Raw genomic sequence first — 17,272 nt, 5'->3', positions numbered from 1 at the left:
ACCATGGTGCAGGCACTCAAACGGCTGGTTACGGGAATCGAAGGTCTCGACGCGCTGCTCAAGGGCGGCCTGGTCGCGGGCGCTTCCTACATCGTTCAGGGGCCGCCCGGTGCGGGCAAGACCATCCTGGCCAACCAACTGGCCTGCAGCCATGTGCGTGACGGGGGCAAGGTGCTGGTGGCGACCTTGCTCAGCGAGTCCCACGAGCGCCTGTTCCAGTACCTGGCGACCCTCGAATTTTTTGACCCGGCGCTGGTCGGTGACCAGATCCAGTTCGTCAGTGCCTTCGACACCCTGGAGCAGGAAGGGCTCGATGCGGTGGTCAAGTTGCTGCGTCAGGAAATCGGCAGGCAGCAGGCGAGCCTGCTGATCGTCGACGGGGTACTCAATGCCCGGGTGCGTGCCGAAACGGCGCTGGATACCAAGAAGTTCGTCTCGGAATTGCAGGGCCATGCGGCGTTCGCGGGTTGTACCGTGCTGCTGCTGACCAGCGCCCGCCTGGAGGACAACAGCCCGGAGCACACCATGGTCGATGGTGTGATCGAGTTGGGCGAGCAACTGGTCGGTAGCCGCGCGGTGCGCCATGTGCAGTTGCGCAAGACTCGGGGCAGCGGGGCGTTGTCCGGGCGCCATGAGTGCCTGATCGATGAGGCGGGGATGCACGTCTATCCGCGACTGGAATCGCTTTACAGCCACCCCAGCCAGCTTGGCAGTGCCTCACTGAGCCGGGTATCCACGGGTGTCGAGGCATTGGATGACATGCTGGGCGGGGGCCTGACACTGGGCTCGGTCAGCTTGTTGATGGGGCCCTCGGGGATTGGCAAGACCTCCTTGGGGCTGGCATTTCTGGCGGCGGCCAGCGCCGAGCAGCCGGCCTTGCATTTTGGCTTCTACGAGACCCCCGCGAGGCTGAGGCTGAAGGCTGCATCGCTGGGTTACGACTTCGCTGCGCTGGAGCGCGTGGGTGCCTTGCAACTGTGCTGGCAACCGACCACTGAAGGCCTGCTGGACCAGGTGGGCGCGCGCCTGCTCGAGCAGGTCGAGCGGCAGGGCAGCAAGCGCGTGCTGATCGACAGCCTGGGCGCGTTCAGCCGCCTGGCGACCGACCCGGCGCGGCTCAATGCGTTCTTCCGAGCCCTGGCTGGCGAGCTGCGGGCGCGGGATGTCAGCGTCATGCTCACCTGGGAGATGCGTGATATTTTCGGTTCGGAAATCACCGCCCCGGCGCCAGACCTGTCGAGCATCGTCGACAACCTCATGCTGATGCGCTTCGTCGAGCTGGATTCACAACTGCGGCGCATGCTGTCGATCCTGAAGGTGCGCGACAGTCATCACGACCCCGCGCTGCACGAATTGCTTATCGGGCAGCAGGGTATCAGCCTGCGCAAGGCGTTCGAGGGCGCCTGCGGTGTACTGTCGGGTACTCCGGTACCGCAAGGGGGTGGCTGACGGGGCCTGCCGATGAACACCATCCTGATCGTCGATGACGAATACCTGATCGCCGATATCCTCGGCTTTGCCCTGGAGGACGAAGGCTTTCTGGTGGAAAAGGCGAGCAACGGGCGCAAGGCCCTGGAAGCGCTGAAAGAAAAGCGTGTGGAGCTGGTGATTACCGACTACATGATGCCGGTGCTCAATGGTGAGGAGCTGGTGCGGGCGATTCGCGACGAACTGGAGCTGCCTGACCTGCCGGTGATCCTCATGAGCGGCGCCCAGGCCGGCCAAGGGCGCCCGGAGCAGTTTGCTGCGGTCTTCGAAAAGCCGTTCGACATGGACGAGATGATCGCCAAGGTGCGCGAGCTGCTCGGCACCTGAGGTTCAGGTTGTGGCTTGCGCCGGCCATTCGATCAAGCGCGTCCGTGCGGCTTGAAGCGAGGCTCGGGTCAGTGTTGGTCGTCGTGCTTTTCCGGAGCCGGGCTGCCGGCCTGGATGCGCTTGAAGATCTCTTCACGGTGCACCTGAACATCCTTTGGTGCATCGATGCCAATCCTCACCTGCATCCCTTTTACGCCCAGAATGGTGACTTTGATGTCATCGTTGATGACGATACTTTCGCCAACCTTACGGGTGAGTATCAGCATGTAGTTCTCCTTGGTGATGTCGAAATCCGTCGGGCCATTGGGCTGCAACGGTGGGAGCTTGTCCCTCTTCCTTCTCATTAAAGACGCTTTCGGCGGATAGTAATTCCCCGAAAGACAAATTCTGTTGCGTGTCTTTAGTTGCAGGTGCCGAGGTAAATGCTGCTAAGCGTGTCGGCGAAGGTGCTCGGTGGCAAGAATAGGGGGCTTCGGCCTTTATGGGAAATTTCTCTGCATGATAGGCCGAATAGTTCGGCTCAATCATCGTCTGCTGTTTCCAGGGCCTGAAGGAACAGCAGCAAAGCCACCTCTTCGGCATCCAGCCCCTTGCGCACGCGGCGCCCGGGCAAGTCGGCCAGGCGCCCGAGGGCATAATGTTCGAGCACGGCCGGGTGGATATAACAGCGCCTGCACACCGCCGGGGTGTTGCCCAGGCGAGCGGCGACCTGCTTGACGATGGTCGCGACCTGGCGCTTTGCCTCGCTTTCCGGCTCCCAGGCCAGGGGCCTGAGCAGGCTCAGGGCCAGGCTGCTACCGGCCCAGGTGCGGTAGTCCTTGGCGGTAAAATCGGCGCCAGTCAGTTGTTGCAGGAACTGGTTGACCTCGCTGGAGCCGATGCTGTGCCGCTGGCCGTCTTCGTCCAGGTACTGGAACAGCGCCTGCCCGGGTAATTCCATGCAGCGCTTGAGCAGGTTGGCCAGACGCCGGTCACGCAGTGTGACGTTGTGCTCGACGCCGCGCTTGCCGCGGAACTGGAAGCGCACAGTGCTGCCTTTCACCTCTACGTGGCGATTGCGCAGGGTAGTCAGTCCATAGGACTGGTTGTCGCGCAGATAGCGCTGGTTGCCGATGCGGATGAGTGTGTGGTCGAGCAGGCTTACCACCAGCGCCATGACCTTTTCACGGTCAAGGCCCGGGCGGGCCAGGTGTGCTTCCAGTTGTGCCCGCAGCTTGGGCAGGGCCTGGGCAAAGGCCAGCATGCGCCCGTATTTGTGCTGGTCGCGCAGTTCGCGCCATTGCGCATGGTAGCGATACTGCTTGCGGCCTCGGGCATCGTGGCCGGTGGCTTGCAGGTGGCCCTGCGGGTCGCTGCAGATCCAGACATCGGTGTAGGCCGGTGGGATGACCAGTGCGGCGATGCGCGCCAGGGTTTCTTTGTCGCGTATGCGCTGCCCCTGGTCATCGAGGTAGATGAAACGGTCGCGCCAGCGACGCCGGGTCAGCCCCGGTTGGCTGTCATCAACATAATGCAGGCTGGGTGGCAGAGGGCAGTCGAGCATCGGCGGCAGGCCTCGATCAAGTCACTGATCAATGGACAACGGCCACCGCGAAGATGCTCAGCCCAGCAGTGCCACCGACTTGATCTGGGCGAACAGCGCCTGGCCTGGGTGCAGGCCAAGCTGGTCCGCCGAGAACCGGGTAATGCGCGCCAGCAAGGCGTTGCCGCCGGCATCCAGGCTGACCAGCACATGCGCCGGGTTGTCTGCCGGACGCGCTTCGCGCACCCGCACCGGCAAGCGGTTGAGAATGCTCGAGGTGCTGTCGGCGCGCAGTGCCAGGCTCACATCCCGGGCCTGGACTTTGACCCGCAAGGTGCTGCCCATGCTGTGCGCCGGGTGGGCGATGCGCAGCAATGGCGCGTCACTGCCGGGCAGGCGCAGGTCGAGCAGGTCGTAGTGCGGGTCGTGGCCGACGACCATGCCCTCGAAGACCACTCCGGCGTCCTCGCCCTGGGCCAGGGACAGGTCGAGGCGGGCCAAGGTCTCGCCGATCGGCCCACTGGCCATGGCCCGGCCTTGCTCCAGCAGCACCAGGTGGTCGGCCAGCCGTGCCACTTCGTCCTGGGCATGGCTGACGTAGATCAGTGGGATGTCCAGTTCGTCGTGAAGGCGTTCGAGGTATGGCAGGATCTCGCGCTTACGTGGGCCGTCGAGTGCGGCCAGCGGTTCGTCCATCAACAGCAGGCGCGGGCTGCTGAGCAGTGCGCGGGCAATGCCGACCCGCTGGGCCTCGCCGCCCGACAAGGTGGCCGGCTTGCGTTCGAGCAGGTGGCCGATGCCCAGCAGTTGGCAGGCCTGGTCGAGGCTGACCTTGCGCTCGGCCGGGGCGATGCGCCTCCAGCCGAACTCCAGGTTGCCGCGCACCGACAGGTGCGCAAACAGGCTGGCCTCCTGGAACACGTAGCCCACCGGCCGCAGGTGCGGTGCCAGGAAGTGAGCGCGGGCGCTGTCCTCCCAGACCTCGCCGTTGACCTCGATATAGGCACTGGCCGCCCGTTCCAGCCCGGCCAGGCAGCGCAGGCACGAGGTCTTGCCCGAACCGGAATGGCCAAACAGCGCGCTGATGCCGCGGCCTGGCAGGTTCAGGTCGACGTCCAGGGTGAAGTCGTCGCGCGCCAGCTTCAGGCGCGCCACAATCGATCCGCTCATTTCAGCTCCAGCCAGCTTTGCTACGGCGCCCGGCGTAGAGCAGGAGCAGTACCAGGAACGAGAATACCAGCATGGCACCGGCCAGCCAGTGGGCTTGCGAATATTCCATGGCCTCGACGTGATCGAAGATTTGCACCGAGACCACGCGGGTTTTGTCGGGGATGTTGCCACCGATCATCAGCACCACACCGAACTCGCCCACGGTATGGGCAAAGCCGAGGATGCTGGCGGTGACGAAGCCGGGCCGGGCCAGCGGCAGCACCACATGCACGAACGTGTCCCAGGGGCTGGCGCGCAGGGTCGCGGCCACTTCCAGCGGGCGCTGGCCGATGGCGTCGAAGGCGTTTTGCAGCGGCTGCACCACGAAGGGCATGGAGTACACCGTCGAGCCGATCACCAGGCCCGTGAAGCTGAACACCACGGTACCCAGGCCCATGGCCTGGGTCGCCTGGCCGAGCCAGCCGTGCGGGCCGAGGGCGATCAGCAGGTAGAAGCCGATCACCGTCGGCGGCAGCACCAGTGGCAGCGCCACCACCGCGCCCACCGGCCCGCGCAGCCACGAGCGCGTGCGCGCCAGCCACCAGGCGATGGGCGTGCCGATAATCAGCAGGATCAGCGTGGTCAGGCTGGCCAGTTTGATGGTCAGCCAGACCGCGCCGAAGTCACTGGCGTCCAGTGGCATCAGATTTCATAACCGTAGGACTTGATCACCGCTGCGGCTTTCGGGCCTTTCAGGTAGTCGACCAGGGCCTTGGCAGCCGGGTTGCCCTTGCCTTTGTTGAGGATGACCGCATCCTGCAGGATCGGCTCGTGCAGGTTGGCCGGGACGATCCAGGCCGAACCGCTTTCGACCTTGCCGTCCTTGTAGATCTGCGACAGGGCGACGAAGCCCAGCTCGGCGTTGCCGGTGGAGACGAACTGGTAGGCCTGGGTGATGTTCTGGCCTTCGACGATCTTGGCCTTGGTGGCCTCGGTCAGCTTCAGCTTGTCCAGCACCTGGGTGGCGGCCAGGCCGTAAGGGGCGGCTTTCGGGTTGGCGATGGACAGGTGCTGGAACTGGTTCTTCTTCAGTACTTCACCCTTGTCATCCACATAGCCCGGCTTGGCCGACCACAGGGCCAGGGTGCCGGTGGCGTAGGTGAAGCGCGAGCCCGGGACGATTTCCTTTTCCTCTTCCAGCTTCTTCGGGGTGCTGTCGTCGGCGGCGAGGAACACCTCGAACGGCGCACCGTTCTTGATCTGCGCGTAGAACTGCCCGGTGGCGCCATAGGCGGCGACCAGCTTGTGGCCGGTGTCTTTCTCGAAGTCCTTGGCGATGGCCTGGATCGGCGCGGTGAAGTTCGCGGCGACCGCAACCTGCACCTCGTCAGCCCAGGCGCTGTTGAGGGAGAACAGGCTGGCCAGGGTGATGGCGCTCAAGTGGTACAGACGGTTACGCATGAAGACAGCTCCTTGAGGTGGTTATCGTTATGGTGCTGACTATATAGCGATAGACCATTTGTCTGGAAGGGGCTGGAGGACGGGTTATAGCTTGGGGGTTATGGTTTGCCTGTGTCTGTCTCTTCGCGGGCAAGCCCGCGAAGAGACAGACACAGTTTTAAAGCCTTATCGAGCAATCTGCGCCAATGCCTTGGAGGCCATCTCCCGGGTCAGCTGCTCAGCTGGCATATGCCGGCCCAGGCGCAGCGCCTGCCCCGACCACAGGTTGCTGAAATCACTGTTGCCCTGCGCATCGGTAATCGCTCGCAGCGGCATTAGTGCGCCACCCGCCAGCGGGAAGCGCGGCGCCAAATCGCTCATCGGCCCCAGCTCGCGCATGATGCGGTTGTTGATGCCACGCGCCGGGCGCCCGGTGAACAGGTTGGTCAACGCGGTGTCGCTGGCCGGTGCGGTGTCCAGAGCGCGACGGTGGGCAGGGGAGACCTTGGCCTCCGGGCAGAACAGGTAGGCCGTGCCGATCTGCACTGCGCTGGCACCGAGGGCCAAGGCGGCCACCACGCCACGGTGGTCGCCGATGCCGCCAGCGGCGATCACTGGCAGGCGCACGGCATCGGCAATTTGCGGCACCAGGGCGAAGGTGCCGATCTGGCTGGTGATGTCGTCGCTGAGGAACATGCCGCGATGGCCGCCGGCTTCATAGCCCATGGCGATGATCGCATCGCAGCCATTGGCTTCGAGCCACTGCGCTTCTTCCACCGTGGTGGCACTGGACAGCACCTTGGCGCCCGTGGCCTTGACCCGCTGCAGCAGTGCAGTTTGCGGCAAGCCGAAGTGGAAACTCACCACCTCCGGGCGCAACTGCTCGACCAGCAGGCAGCTCTGCTCATCGAAGGGGGCGCGGTTGGAAACAGGCGTAGGCGCATCGAAGTCGGCGCCGACTTCGGCGTAGTACCCTTTCAGTGCCTGCTTCCAGCGGGCGCCACGCTCGGGGTCGGGCGCTGGCGGCTGGTGGCAGAAGAAGTTCAGGTTCAGCGGCTGGCCAGGGCAGGCGGCGCGGAAGGCTTCGATCTCGCCACGCACCTGGTCGCCGGTGAGCATGGCGCAGGGCAGGGCACCCAGGCCACCCGCCCTGGCCACGGCAATGGCCATGGCCGCACCGCTGGCACCGGCCATTGGCGCCTGGAGAATGGGCAACTCGATGCCCAGCAGATCGAGGATACGACGGTCGGGCCAGTTGCTCATGCGCTTCTCCTGGTCGGTGTTGCCTTACAGTGCTTTGCTCACCTGGATGTCGCTGATCTTCTCGGCGTCTTCGCCGTGGATCTTGCGCAGGGCTTCCATGGCCTGTTCGTGCGAGGCGTCGGCCATCACGGCGAAGTCCCAGCGGCGCTGGCCGTCGAGCTTGTACTTGATGACGTACTTGATGTTCTGGGTCATGGCAGGCCTTATCCGAGTTTCGACGACGAGCGGCGGATGATCTTGATCTTGTGGGTCAGGGTCGGTTTGCGCGTTACCGAGATCGGGCGGGTGGTCACGGTATCGATGGTGATGTTCCAGAAACCGGTGCTCGGCACAGTGATCTTGGCCGGGAAGCGCTCGAAGTGGCCACCATGGTAGGTGTGCCGGCCGCCATTCTTGAAGCTGCGGAAGTTGGCGTCGTTCATCAGGCGGATGTTGCAGCGCTGGGAGCACTCGATGACGACGATGTCGTCCTCGTTGAGGTGCTCGCGCTGGTGTACGAATTTCATGGGGTGCCCCGCAATGTTTGGTTCTGCAAAGGCGAACGATACCACGATGTCGGCTTGCACTGCCGCGCCTGATGGCACATGGCAGATAAAACGGCCAAAGCGGGGAGCAAAACCGCCTGACTGTTGTCCTACGCTCTCTTGTCAGTCGAGGTGCGGGAAATGAAGTGGATGGTGGCGGCGTTGTTCCTGGCGCTGGGAGGTTGTGTCAGTGTTTCGGAACTTGAGCAATCCCATGAAACCATGGATGTCATGTCTGGCAAGACGCCGCGTGAATACGCCGATTGCGTCAAGGCGCAGCTGGCCAAGAGCCGTGACCCTTTGGTGGAAGAACAACGCGATGAAGGATTGCGTCTGATTGTGCCGCAAAAACTCACGGCAGGTGCCGGGCCGGCGGCGTTGCTCGATATCCACAAACGCGGCAGCGGCAGCAGCATCAAGCTGCATGAGCGGATGAACAACTTCCCGCTGCGCCCGGGTGATGTGCGCGAGGCAACGACCGAGTGCATCTCTGGCAGTTGACCTGGCTCAACGGATCGGCGCTTAGAAGGCCAATTGCCAGCCAGTAGTCGGTTCGAGCGTTGTTGCGAATTCCCTGACAGGGCTAGTATCCATTTGCTTATGTTTTTTAGGCTTAAGCTTATAACAAAAGAAATGGAGATTCGTGATGACACCGTTGAGTCGCGTCGTGATCGGCAGCTTGCTGATCCTGGCCTGGCCTGCGGCGCATGCCGCCGATGGCCAGAAAGTCTTCACCCAGGGCGGGACCAACCCCGCCGCCATGGCCTGCCTGGGCTGCCATGGCCCGGACGGCAAGGGCATTGCCGCCGCAGGGTTCCCCCGCCTGGCTGGCCTACCGGCCGGTTACCTGAGCAAGCAGCTGCATGACTGGCGCACTGGCAGCCGCCAGCAGCCGGTCATGGAGCCGTTGGCCAAAGCGCTGAGCGAAGATGAGATAGAGGCCGTCAGCCATTACCTGGCTGGTCTGCCGGTTGATCCTGCTCCAGACCTGCGTCGCCAACAGATCGCAAGCAACCCCACCGAGCGCCTGGCCCTCTACGGCGACTGGGGCCGGCAGATCCCCGGATGCGCGCAGTGCCATGGCCCTGGTGGCAGCGGTGTCGGCGAGCACTTCCCGCCGCTGGCCGGGCAGCCCGCCGCCTACCTGATGGCACAGCTCAACGGCTGGCGCGACGGTAGCCGCAGCAATGACCCCAACCAGCTGATGGCAGGCGTGGCCAAGGCCATGACCGACGCCGAAGTCAAGGCGATTGCCGAGTACTTCGCCCACTCCGCCAGCCCGGAGGTCAAGCCATGAAAACCTTGCTGCCAACGTTACTGCTGCTGGCCACGGGCACTGCCTTTGCCAATCAGGCACCCATCGCCATGGAAGACCAGTCGCAACTGAAGGTCCCCGGTGCCCAGGCCGCGCCACAATTCGCACCACCCGCCGAAAGCGAGTTGCCGGACAATGCCTTTGGCAAGATGGTCCGCGAGGGCCACGCATTGTTTGTCGATACCCGCCGGTTGATGCCCGAGGCGGTCGGCAATGGCATGAACTGCAGCAACTGCCACCTCGACCAGGGCCGCCTGGCGCATTCCGCGCCGCTGTGGGGTGCTTATCCGATGTACCCGGCCTACCGCAAGAAGAACGACAAGGTGAACACCTTTGCCGAGCGTATCCAGGGCTGCTTCCAGTTCAGCATGAACGGCAAGCCACCGGCCGCCGACAGCCCGCAGATGACGGCGCTCGCCGTATATGCCTACTGGCTTTCGATCAAGGCGCCCACCGGCGTGGAAATTGCCGGTCGCGGTTACCCCGAGGTGGCGCAGCCAAAGGGGGGCTACGACTTCAAGCGTGGCCAGCAGGTCTACCGCGAACAATGCGCCATTTGCCATGGAGACAACGGCGAGGGGCAGAAGGTGGCCGGTGAATATGTGATGCCGCCACTCTGGGGCAAGGACTCCTACAACTGGGGCGCTGGCATGCACCGGATCAATACTGCGGCATCGTTCATCAAGTACAACATGCCCCTGGGCAAACCGGGCAGCCTGAGCGATCAGCAGGCCTGGGACGTGGCCGCCTGGGTCAACCGCCACGAGCGCCCCCAGGACCCGCGCCTGGTCGAGGGGTCCATCGAAAAGACACGGCTGAAGTTCCATGCCAACGACGGCGTCAACTTGTATGGCCAGCAGGTCGACGGAGTGCTGATCGGGCAGGGCACAGGTAGCTGAGCGGGCGTTGCGCCAGCGCCATGCCAGCCCTTGCGCGGTGTTTTCCATAAGGGCCGCGCAAGGGCCTGATGACGTCATTTTCACGAACTTTTTGGAACTATCTACACTAGGTTATCTCTATGATGGCAGCGGTCGTCACAGGCAGGGCATTGTAAGCTGCATGCCGCCTGATTAGACTGCGCCGAATTCCACAGGCCTCGCCTATGTTTAAGGATGTTTATGATCAAGAAATGCTTGTTCCCGGCAGCCGGCTACGGCACTCGCTTCCTGCCTGCTACCAAAGCCATGCCCAAGGAAATGCTGCCGGTGGTCAACAAGCCACTGATCCAGTATGGCGTTGAAGAAGCATTGGATGCTGGTCTGAACGAGATTTCCATCGTCACCGGCCGCGGCAAGCGCGCCCTGGAAGACCACTTCGACATCAGCTACGAGCTGGAAAACCAGATCAAGGGCACCGACAAGGAAAAGTACCTGGTCGGTATCCGTCGCCTGCTCGACGAGTGCTCGTTCTCCTACACCCGCCAGACCGAAATGAAAGGTCTGGGCCACGCCATCCTGACCGGCCGCCCGCTGATCGGTGACGAACCGTTCGCCGTGGTACTGGCGGATGACCTGTGCGTCAACCTCGAAGGTGACGGCGTGCTCGCGCAAATGGTCGCGCTGTACAAGAAGTACCGCTGCTCGATCGTCGCCATCCAGGAAGTCGACCCACAGGAAACCAACAAGTACGGCGTGATCGCCGGCGAAGAGATCAAGGACGGCATCTTCCGCGTCGACTCCATGGTCGAGAAGCCGAAGCCGGAGGACGCACCGTCCAACCTGGCGATCATCGGTCGCTACATCCTGACCCCGGACATCTTCGAGAAAATCGAACAGACCGAGCCGGGCAAGGGTGGCGAGATCCAGATCACCGACGCACTGATGAAACAGGCTGCCGAAGGCAACGTGATCGCCTACAAGTTCAAGGGCAAGCGTTTCGACTGCGGTGGCGCCGAAGGCTACATCGAGGCGACCAACTTCTGCTTCGAGAACTTCTACAAGGCCGGCAAGGCGTACTGATACGCCAATGCAGGTTCAAGGAGCCACCCTTCGGGGTGGCTTTTTTGTTTGCGGCGGCCAACGGCGTTATGCTGGGCGCCTGCCTAGGAGAGTGAATACATGGCCTACGATTTTGATCTGTTCGTGATTGGCGCCGGTTCCGGCGGTGTGCGCGCGGCGCGCTTCGCTGCGAGCTTCGGTGCAAAAGTGGCAGTGGCCGAGAGCCGCTACCTGGGTGGCACCTGCGTCAACGTCGGCTGCGTGCCGAAAAAACTGCTGGTGTACGGCGCCCACGTCGCCGATGAGCTGGAACAGGCCGCCGGCTTCGGCTGGACCCTCGAAGAGGGCCACTTCGACTGGGGTACGCTGATCGCCAACAAGAACCGCGAGATCGAGCGCCTCAACGGCATCTACCGCAACCTGCTGGTGAACAGCGGCGTGACTTTGCTGCAAGGCCATGCCCGCATCACCGGCGCCAACGAAGTGGAAGTGGACGGCCAGCGCTACAGCGCCGAGCATATCCTGATTGCCACCGGCGGCTGGCCACAGGTGCCGGATATTCCGGGCAAGGAACTGGCCATCACCTCCAACGAGGCGTTCTACCTCAAGGAGCTGCCGCGCCGCGTGCTGGTGGTCGGCGGTGGCTACATCGCCGTCGAGTTCGCCGGCATCTTCCAGGGCCTGGGCGCCGACACCACCTTGCTGTATCGCGGTGACCTGTTCCTGCGCGGCTTCGACGGCTCAGTGCGCACCCACCTCAAGGAAGAGCTGGAAAAACGCGGCCTGAACCTGCAGTTCAACGCCGACATCCAGCGCATCGACAAGCTCGACGACGGCAGCCTGAAAGCCACCCTCAAGGACGGCCGCGAGCTGGTCGCCGATTGCGTGTTCTACGCCACCGGCCGCCGCCCGATGCTCGACAACCTGGGCCTGGAAAACACCGGCGTGGAGCTGGATGCCCGCGGCTTCATCCGCGTCGACGAGCAGTACCAGACCACCGCCCCGTCGATCCTGGCCATTGGCGACGTGATCGGCCGCGTTCAGCTCACCCCGGTGGCCCTGGCCGAAGGCATGGCCGTGGCGCGGCGCCTGTTCAAGCCTGAGCAGTACCGCCCGGTGGATTACCAGAACATCCCGACTGCGGTGTTCAGCCAGCCACCGATCGGCACCGTCGGCCTTACCGAGGAGCAGGCGCTGGAAGCCGGGCACAAGGTGCAAATCTTCGAGAGCCGCTTCCGCGCCATGAAGCTGACCCTCACTGACATCCAGGAAAAGACCCTGATGAAGCTGGTGGTGGACGCCGAGACCGACAAGGTGCTGGGCTGCCACATGGTCGGCCCGGATGCCGGCGAGATCATCCAGGGCTTGGGTATCGCCCTCAAGGCCGGTGCGACCAAGCTACAGTTCGACGAGACCATCGGCGTGCACCCGACTGCCGCTGAAGAGTTCGTCACCATGCGCACAGTCACGCGCTGATGCCACTGGCCCCATCGCCGGTAAGCCGGCGATGGGGGGCTTGAAAACGCCGCAATCCTTTGCTCAGCCCATTCCCTTCTATTAATTATCCCTGGTTATAGCCAAAACCAATCACAAGCATGAGCTTTGCCAATGAGCCTTTATCGGGACCAGCGGTTAGGATTCTTTCCATCAACTGATTCCAACCCCATGAAGGAGCGTCTCTCATGCCAATCATCAACAGCCAGGTCAAACCGTTCAACGCCACCGCCTACCACAAGGGCGAGTTCGTTCAGGTCAGCGAAGCCGACCTGAAAGGCAAGTGGTCCGTCGTGTTCTTCTACCCGGCCGACTTCACCTTCGTCTGCCCGACCGAACTGGGTGACCTCGCCGACAACTACGCCGAGTTCCAGAAGCTGGGCGTGGAAATCTACGGCGTGTCGACCGACACCCACTTCACTCACAAAGCCTGGCACGACACTTCGGACACCATCGGCAAGATCCAGTACCCGCTGATCGGTGACCCGACTCACGTCATCTCGCGCAACTTCGACGTACTGATCGAAGAAGCCGGCCTGGCCGATCGCGGTACCTTCGTGATCAACCCGGAAGGCCAGATCAAGATCGTCGAACTGAACGACGGTGGCGTTGGCCGCGACGCAGCCGAGCTGCTGCGCAAAGTGAAGGCTGCCCAGTACGTTGCCGCTCACCCAGGCGAAGTCTGCCCGGCCAAGTGGAAAGAAGGCGAAGCTACTCTCGCCCCTTCCCTGGATCTGGTCGGCAAGATCTAAGACTGTGAAGAAGTCGCGGGCGGTAAGCAGCCGCCAAAGCTGAAGTATCTACCGCCCCGTAAAAGCGCCCGGGCGAACTCGCCTGGGCGTTTTTGTATCCGAGTTTTGAAAAAGGAATCGCCCGTATGTTGGACGCCACGCTTAAATCGCAACTGAAAACCTACCTGGAGCGGGTCACCCAGCCGATCGAGATCGTTGCCTCCCTCGACGACGGCGCGAAGTCCCGCGAATTGCACGACCTGCTGGTGGAAATCGCCGGCCTGTCGAACCTCATTACCTTCAGCGCGGACGGCAGTGACGCCCGTCGCCCTTCGTTCTCGCTGAACCGCCCGGGTGCCGACATAAGCTTGCGCTTTGCCGGCATCCCCATGGGCCACGAATTCACCTCCCTGGTGCTGGCGCTGCTGCAAGTCGGCGGCCATCCGTCCAAGGCCAGCGCCGAAGTGATCGAGCAGATCCAGGCACTGGAAGGCGAGTTCACCTTCGAAACCTACTTCTCGCTGTCGTGCCAGAACTGCCCGGACGTGGTCCAGGCACTGAACCTGATGGCGGTGCTCAACCCCAATGTGCGCCACGTGGCCATCGACGGTGCACTGTTCCAGGATGAAGTCGAGTCGCGCAAGATCATGGCGGTGCCGAGCATCTACCTGAACGGCGAAGTGTTCGGCCAGGGCCGCATGGGCCTTGAAGAAATCCTCGGCAAGATCGACACCAACGCAGGTAGCCGCCAGGCCGAGAAGATCAACGCCAAGGATGCCTTTGACGTGCTGGTGGTCGGCGGTGGGCCTGCCGGCGCTGCAGCGGCCATCTATGCCGCACGCAAAGGCATCCGCACCGGTGTCGCTGCCGAGCGTTTCGGCGGCCAGGTGCTCGACACCCTGGCCATCGAGAACTTCATCTCGGTACAAGAGACCGAAGGGCCGAAGCTGGCCACGGCGCTGGAAGAGCACGTCAAGCAGTACGACGTCGACATCATGAACCTGCAGCGCGGTGAAGCGTTGATCCCGGCCACCGACGGCGGCCTGCACGAAGTGCGCCTGGCGGGCGGCGCCTCGCTCAAGGCCAAGACCGTGATCCTCGCCACCGGTGCCCGTTGGCGTGAAATGAATGTGCCGGGCGAGCAGGAGTACCGCGCCCGTGGCGTGGCCTACTGCCCGCACTGTGACGGCCCGCTGTTCAAGGGCAAGCGCGTGGCGGTGATTGGCGGCGGCAACTCTGGCGTGGAAGCGGCCATCGACCTGGCCGGTATCGTTGCCCAGGTAACGCTGATCGAGTTCGACAGCCAGCTGCGTGCCGACGCGGTGCTGCAGCGCAAGCTCCACAGCCTGCCGAACGTCAAGGTGATCACCAGCGCGCTGACCACCGAGGTGGTTGGCAATGGCGAGAAAGTGACGGGCTTGCGTTACAAGGACCGCAGCACCGATGAGGTGCATGACCTGGCGCTGGAAGGCATCTTTGTGCAAATCGGGCTGCTGCCGAACACCGATTGGCTCAAAGGCACGGTCGAGCTTTCGCCGCGTGGCGAGATCATCGTCGACGCCAAGGGCCAGACCAGTGTGCCGGGTGTGTTTGCTGCAGGGGATGTGACCACCGTGCCATACAAGCAGATCGTCATCGCGGTAGGCGAGGGCGCCAAGGCTTCGCTGGCGGCGTTCGATCACCTGATCCGCACTTCGGCGCCGGCGTAAGCCGTACCTGCCTCTTCGCGGCTAAAGCCGCTCCCACAGGCACAGCACAGGCCCCACGGGCGGTGATATCCCTGTAGGAGCGGCTTTAGCCGCGAAGGGCCGGCACTGACAAAGCAAAACCTGAGGGTGTCTATGCTTACCGCAGACACCCTCAGGAGCTTCACCATGACCCTGATCAGCCGCGAACCCTGGTGGCTAGTCCCCCCCAAGCCCGGGCAGAAAGAGCAGGACCTGCACTGGGGCTACCTCGAGATCTATGCCGACGGGCGCACCGTGTTCGTCGACCAGCGCCCCAGTGACCGGGAGCTGGCCGAGCGCAAGAGCTGTCGCAACTTCCCCGACCCTGAACCTTAAGCGGCTCAGCCTTCCAGCTCGGCCAGTCGCGCTTCCAGTGCTGCGATCCGCGCTTCCAAGGCTTCTATACGTTCTTCCGAAACACTGCCGCCACTGCTGCGAGCGCCGCCTTCTTGCTGGCGCGCCGCCAGAATCGCCTCGATTTCCGCCGGGTCACCCAGGGCATGGGTATAGCGGTCTTCCCGCTGCCCGGCCTGGCGTGGCAGGTGCAGGGCCAGGTCGCGCGAAATCAGGCGTTCGAGCTGATGCTGGATCTGTTCGGTGTCGTCGAAGTCGTGCAGGCGGTTGCTGCGGGTCAGCAGTTCGTTGAGGGTCTGCGGCCCACGCAGGAACATCAGGCCCATCAGCACCAGCTGTGCCGGAACCAGCTCCAGCGCCTTGTCCACCCGCTGTTCCCAGCGGTCGGCGCGGCTGCCCATCTGCAGGCGGGTCATGTCCTGGCCCTCGAGGGCGCGCAGGGCCTGGCCGACCTGGCCCTGGGTGAGGTTCATCACCGGTTCCCGGCTGGTCTTCTGGTTACAGGCCAGGACCAGGGCGTTGAGGGTCAGCGGGTAGCTTTCCGGGCTGGTGGCCTGCTTCTCGATCAGCGCGCCGAGAATGCGGATCTCGATGCTGCTGAAGCGGCCTTCGCCTGCGGTTTCGTGTTCTGACATGGCCCTGTCTCATTGCTGGGGAAAGGCCACTAGCGTAGGTAAAGCGCCAGGCTTAAGCAATCACCGCTCTTGCGGCCTGTGTAGGAGCGGGCTTGCCCGCGAATGGCCGCAAAGCGGCCCCGGCAATCTCAAACGCTACGCCGTTCTTCAGCCTGGCAAGCCGCCGCCGTAAACAACACATCGGTCGAAGAATTCAGCGCCGTCTCCGCCGAATCCTGCAGCACGCCAATGATGAAGCCTACCGCCACCACCTGCATGGCAATCTCGCTGGGAATGCCGAACAGGCTGCACGCCAGCGGAATCAGCAGCAGCGACCCTCCGGCCACACCCGACGCACCACAGGCACAGATCGCCGCCACCACGCTGAGCAGCACCGCCGTCGGCAAGTCGACCGGAATCCCCAAGGTATGCACCGCCGCCAGAGTCAGCACGGTGATGGTGATCGCCGCACCGGCCATGTTGATGGTCGCCCCCAGCGGGATCGATACCGAGTATGTATCCTCATGCAGCCCCAGGCGCTCCGAGAGCGCCAGGTTGACTGGAATGTTGGCAGCCGAACTGCGGGTGAAGAACGCAGTAATGCCGCTCTCGCGCAGGCACAGCAAGGTCAGCGGGTAAGGGTTGCGGCGGATCTTCCAGAACACGATCAGCGGGTTCATCACCAGCGCCACGAACAGCATGCAGCCGATCAGCACCCCCAGCAGGTGCAGGTAGCCAAGCAGGGCGCCGAGGCCAGACTGGGCCAAAGTCGAGCTGACCAGGCCGAAGATACCCAGCGGGGCGAAGCGGATCACCACACGCACGATCAAGGTCACGCCATTGGACAGGTCCTCGACCACGGTGCGGGTGGTATCACCAGCATGGCGCAGGGCCACGCCCAGGCCGATGGCCCAGGTCAGCACACCGATGAAGTTGGCGTTGAGCAAGGCGTTCACCGGGTTGTCGACCGCGCTCAACAGCAGGTTCTGCATTACCTCGGTGATACCGCCTGGCGCGCTCAGGGTTGCCTCGCCAGTGCTCAGGGCCAGATGCGAAGGGAACAGCATGCTGGCGACCACGGCCACCACGGCGGCGGCGAAGGTGCCCAGCAGGTACAGCCAGAGAATCGGGCGGATGTGGGTTTCCTGGCCGTGGCGGTGGTTGGCGATCGACGCCATGACCAGAATGAACACCAGCACTGGCGCGACGGCCTTGAGGGCGCTGACGAACACTTTGCCGAGGAAGCCCAGGTCACGGGCGATGGCGGGAGCCAGCAGGGCCAGGGCGATGCCGGCGACCAGGCCGATGACGATCTGGGTCACCAGGCTAGTGCGGTTGAGGAGGCGGAAAACAGGCGTCATGTGCAGCGAAGTCTCGGAATCTTCAA

Annotated in this window: 20 protein-coding genes; 10 read left to right on the top strand and 10 right to left on the bottom strand. The window is 63.3% G+C overall.

The genetic code is table 11. The annotated features are described in order from the left end of the window. Positions 1-3: 3 nt before the first annotated feature. Together C2H86_RS02125 and C2H86_RS02120 are read left to right on the top strand one after the other, a co-directional pair. Entirely contained in the window at positions 4-1,449 is a 1,446-nt protein-coding gene (locus tag C2H86_RS02125; RefSeq protein ID WP_159411244.1) for an ATPase domain-containing protein, read from the top strand. Between the two features lie 12 nt (positions 1,450-1,461). Next, the gene (locus C2H86_RS02120; protein ID WP_159411243.1) at positions 1,462-1,815 is read left to right on the top strand and encodes a response regulator; all 354 of its coding nucleotides are present in this window, start codon (positions 1,462-1,464) and stop codon (positions 1,813-1,815) included. A 68-nt stretch (positions 1,816-1,883) separates the two neighbouring features. Here C2H86_RS02120 and csrA read toward each other — a convergent pair whose 3' ends face one another. The 8 genes from csrA to C2H86_RS02085 form a co-directional block, all read right to left on the bottom strand. Then, positions 1,884-2,081, bottom strand: a complete 198-nt coding sequence (csrA, locus tag C2H86_RS02115) for a carbon storage regulator CsrA (protein WP_012315047.1) — start codon at positions 2,079-2,081, stop codon at positions 1,884-1,886. Between the two features lie 254 nt (positions 2,082-2,335). Next, a complete protein-coding gene (locus tag C2H86_RS02110; protein WP_159411242.1) occupies positions 2,336-3,358 on the bottom strand; it encodes a DNA topoisomerase IB in 1,023 nt (340 codons plus the stop codon). Between the two features lie 57 nt (positions 3,359-3,415). Then, a complete protein-coding gene (gene modC / locus C2H86_RS02105) occupies positions 3,416-4,507 on the bottom strand; it encodes a molybdenum ABC transporter ATP-binding protein (protein ID WP_159411241.1) in 1,092 nt (363 codons plus the stop codon). A gap of 1 nt (position 4,508) precedes the next feature. Next, a complete protein-coding gene (modB, locus tag C2H86_RS02100) occupies positions 4,509-5,189 on the bottom strand; it encodes a molybdate ABC transporter permease subunit (RefSeq protein ID WP_159411240.1) in 681 nt (226 codons plus the stop codon). Continuing rightward, positions 5,189-5,947: a molybdate ABC transporter substrate-binding protein gene (modA, locus tag C2H86_RS02095; protein WP_159411239.1), complete on the bottom strand. Its 759-nt coding sequence runs from the start codon at positions 5,945-5,947 to the stop codon at positions 5,189-5,191. Before modA ends, modB begins: the two co-directional genes overlap by 1 nt. 165 nt (positions 5,948-6,112) lie before the next feature. Beyond that, on the bottom strand, positions 6,113-7,189 hold the full coding sequence (locus C2H86_RS02090) for an NAD(P)H-dependent flavin oxidoreductase (protein WP_159411238.1): 1,077 nt from the start codon (positions 7,187-7,189) through the stop codon (positions 6,113-6,115). A gap of 24 nt (positions 7,190-7,213) precedes the next feature. Continuing rightward, entirely contained in the window at positions 7,214-7,384 is a 171-nt protein-coding gene (locus C2H86_RS28160) for a hypothetical protein (RefSeq protein ID WP_165837353.1), read from the bottom strand. 8 nt (positions 7,385-7,392) lie between these two features. Then, a complete protein-coding gene (locus C2H86_RS02085; RefSeq protein WP_008090281.1) occupies positions 7,393-7,695 on the bottom strand; it encodes a DUF1883 domain-containing protein in 303 nt (100 codons plus the stop codon). 159 nt (positions 7,696-7,854) lie between these two features. Here C2H86_RS02085 and C2H86_RS02080 point away from each other — a divergent pair, with 159 nt between their 5' ends. The 8 genes from C2H86_RS02080 to C2H86_RS02045 all read left to right on the top strand — a co-directional run bounded on the left by C2H86_RS02080 (position 7,855) and on the right by C2H86_RS02045 (position 15,253). Beyond that, positions 7,855-8,214 carry a hypothetical protein gene (locus C2H86_RS02080; protein ID WP_159411237.1) on the top strand — a complete coding sequence of 120 codons (360 nt, stop codon included), beginning with the start codon at positions 7,855-7,857 and terminating at the stop codon, positions 8,212-8,214. A gap of 145 nt (positions 8,215-8,359) precedes the next feature. Continuing rightward, positions 8,360-9,010, top strand: coding sequence for a c-type cytochrome (locus tag C2H86_RS02075; RefSeq protein WP_159411236.1), 651 nt, complete (start codon positions 8,360-8,362; stop codon positions 9,008-9,010). Continuing rightward, positions 9,007-9,927, top strand: coding sequence for a c-type cytochrome (locus C2H86_RS02070; protein ID WP_159411235.1), 921 nt, complete (start codon positions 9,007-9,009; stop codon positions 9,925-9,927). The genes C2H86_RS02075 and C2H86_RS02070 overlap by 4 nt, the downstream gene beginning before the upstream one ends. 219 nt (positions 9,928-10,146) lie before the next feature. After that, on the top strand, positions 10,147-10,986 hold the full coding sequence (gene galU, locus C2H86_RS02065) for a UTP--glucose-1-phosphate uridylyltransferase GalU (RefSeq protein WP_012273146.1): 840 nt from the start codon (positions 10,147-10,149) through the stop codon (positions 10,984-10,986). Between the two features lie 99 nt (positions 10,987-11,085). Continuing rightward, positions 11,086-12,441, top strand: a complete 1,356-nt coding sequence (gene gorA / locus C2H86_RS02060; protein WP_159411234.1) for a glutathione-disulfide reductase — start codon at positions 11,086-11,088, stop codon at positions 12,439-12,441. A 206-nt stretch (positions 12,442-12,647) separates the two neighbouring features. Further along, positions 12,648-13,211 (top strand): alkyl hydroperoxide reductase subunit C, encoded by a 564-nt coding sequence (ahpC, locus tag C2H86_RS02055; RefSeq protein ID WP_004375926.1) that lies wholly within the window; start codon positions 12,648-12,650, stop codon positions 13,209-13,211. 125 nt (positions 13,212-13,336) lie between these two features. Next, positions 13,337-14,899, top strand: a complete 1,563-nt coding sequence (gene ahpF, locus C2H86_RS02050) for an alkyl hydroperoxide reductase subunit F (protein WP_159411233.1) — start codon at positions 13,337-13,339, stop codon at positions 14,897-14,899. A 165-nt stretch (positions 14,900-15,064) separates the two neighbouring features. Continuing rightward, positions 15,065-15,253, top strand: a complete 189-nt coding sequence (locus C2H86_RS02045) for a hypothetical protein (protein WP_041166543.1) — start codon at positions 15,065-15,067, stop codon at positions 15,251-15,253. A gap of 5 nt (positions 15,254-15,258) precedes the next feature. Here the strand turns inward: C2H86_RS02045 and C2H86_RS02040 are convergent, their stop codons facing one another. Together C2H86_RS02040 and sstT are read right to left on the bottom strand one after the other, a co-directional pair. Then, positions 15,259-15,906, bottom strand: coding sequence for a YceH family protein (locus C2H86_RS02040; protein ID WP_159411232.1), 648 nt, complete (start codon positions 15,904-15,906; stop codon positions 15,259-15,261). Between the two features lie 128 nt (positions 15,907-16,034). After that, the gene (sstT, locus tag C2H86_RS02035) at positions 16,035-17,246 is read right to left on the bottom strand and encodes a serine/threonine transporter SstT (RefSeq protein WP_159411231.1); all 1,212 of its coding nucleotides are present in this window, start codon (positions 17,244-17,246) and stop codon (positions 16,035-16,037) included. Positions 17,247-17,272: the final 26 nt, after the last annotated feature.

The sequence above is a fragment of the Pseudomonas putida genome (assembly GCF_009883635.2).
Taxonomy (GTDB): Bacteria; Pseudomonadota; Gammaproteobacteria; order Pseudomonadales; family Pseudomonadaceae; genus Aquipseudomonas; species Aquipseudomonas putida_W.
The sequence above is the reverse complement of the archived record's forward strand: the minus strand, read 5'-3'. Positions and strand labels throughout refer to the sequence as shown.

Coding starts and splice junctions, on each gene's coding strand:
- C2H86_RS02125 (WP_159411244.1), top strand. CDS start 4: ATGGTGCAGGCACTCAAACGGCTGGTTACGGGAATCGAAGGTCTCGAC.
- C2H86_RS02120 (WP_159411243.1), top strand. CDS start 1,462: ATGAACACCATCCTGATCGTCGATGACGAATACCTGATCGCCGATATC.
- csrA (WP_012315047.1), bottom strand. CDS start 2,081: ATGCTGATACTCACCCGTAAGGTTGGCGAAAGTATCGTCATCAACGAT.
- C2H86_RS02110 (WP_159411242.1), bottom strand. CDS start 3,358: ATGCTCGACTGCCCTCTGCCACCCAGCCTGCATTATGTTGATGACAGC.
- modC (WP_159411241.1), bottom strand. CDS start 4,507: ATGAGCGGATCGATTGTGGCGCGCCTGAAGCTGGCGCGCGACGACTTC.
- modB (WP_159411240.1), bottom strand. CDS start 5,189: ATGCCACTGGACGCCAGTGACTTCGGCGCGGTCTGGCTGACCATCAAA.
- modA (WP_159411239.1), bottom strand. CDS start 5,947: ATGCGTAACCGTCTGTACCACTTGAGCGCCATCACCCTGGCCAGCCTG.
- C2H86_RS02090 (WP_159411238.1), bottom strand. CDS start 7,189: ATGAGCAACTGGCCCGACCGTCGTATCCTCGATCTGCTGGGCATCGAG.
- C2H86_RS28160 (WP_165837353.1), bottom strand. CDS start 7,384: ATGACCCAGAACATCAAGTACGTCATCAAGTACAAGCTCGACGGCCAG.
- C2H86_RS02085 (WP_008090281.1), bottom strand. CDS start 7,695: ATGAAATTCGTACACCAGCGCGAGCACCTCAACGAGGACGACATCGTC.
- C2H86_RS02080 (WP_159411237.1), top strand. CDS start 7,855: ATGAAGTGGATGGTGGCGGCGTTGTTCCTGGCGCTGGGAGGTTGTGTC.
- C2H86_RS02075 (WP_159411236.1), top strand. CDS start 8,360: ATGACACCGTTGAGTCGCGTCGTGATCGGCAGCTTGCTGATCCTGGCC.
- C2H86_RS02070 (WP_159411235.1), top strand. CDS start 9,007: ATGAAAACCTTGCTGCCAACGTTACTGCTGCTGGCCACGGGCACTGCC.
- galU (WP_012273146.1), top strand. CDS start 10,147: ATGATCAAGAAATGCTTGTTCCCGGCAGCCGGCTACGGCACTCGCTTC.
- gorA (WP_159411234.1), top strand. CDS start 11,086: ATGGCCTACGATTTTGATCTGTTCGTGATTGGCGCCGGTTCCGGCGGT.
- ahpC (WP_004375926.1), top strand. CDS start 12,648: ATGCCAATCATCAACAGCCAGGTCAAACCGTTCAACGCCACCGCCTAC.
- ahpF (WP_159411233.1), top strand. CDS start 13,337: ATGTTGGACGCCACGCTTAAATCGCAACTGAAAACCTACCTGGAGCGG.
- C2H86_RS02045 (WP_041166543.1), top strand. CDS start 15,065: ATGACCCTGATCAGCCGCGAACCCTGGTGGCTAGTCCCCCCCAAGCCC.
- C2H86_RS02040 (WP_159411232.1), bottom strand. CDS start 15,906: ATGTCAGAACACGAAACCGCAGGCGAAGGCCGCTTCAGCAGCATCGAG.
- sstT (WP_159411231.1), bottom strand. CDS start 17,246: ATGACGCCTGTTTTCCGCCTCCTCAACCGCACTAGCCTGGTGACCCAG.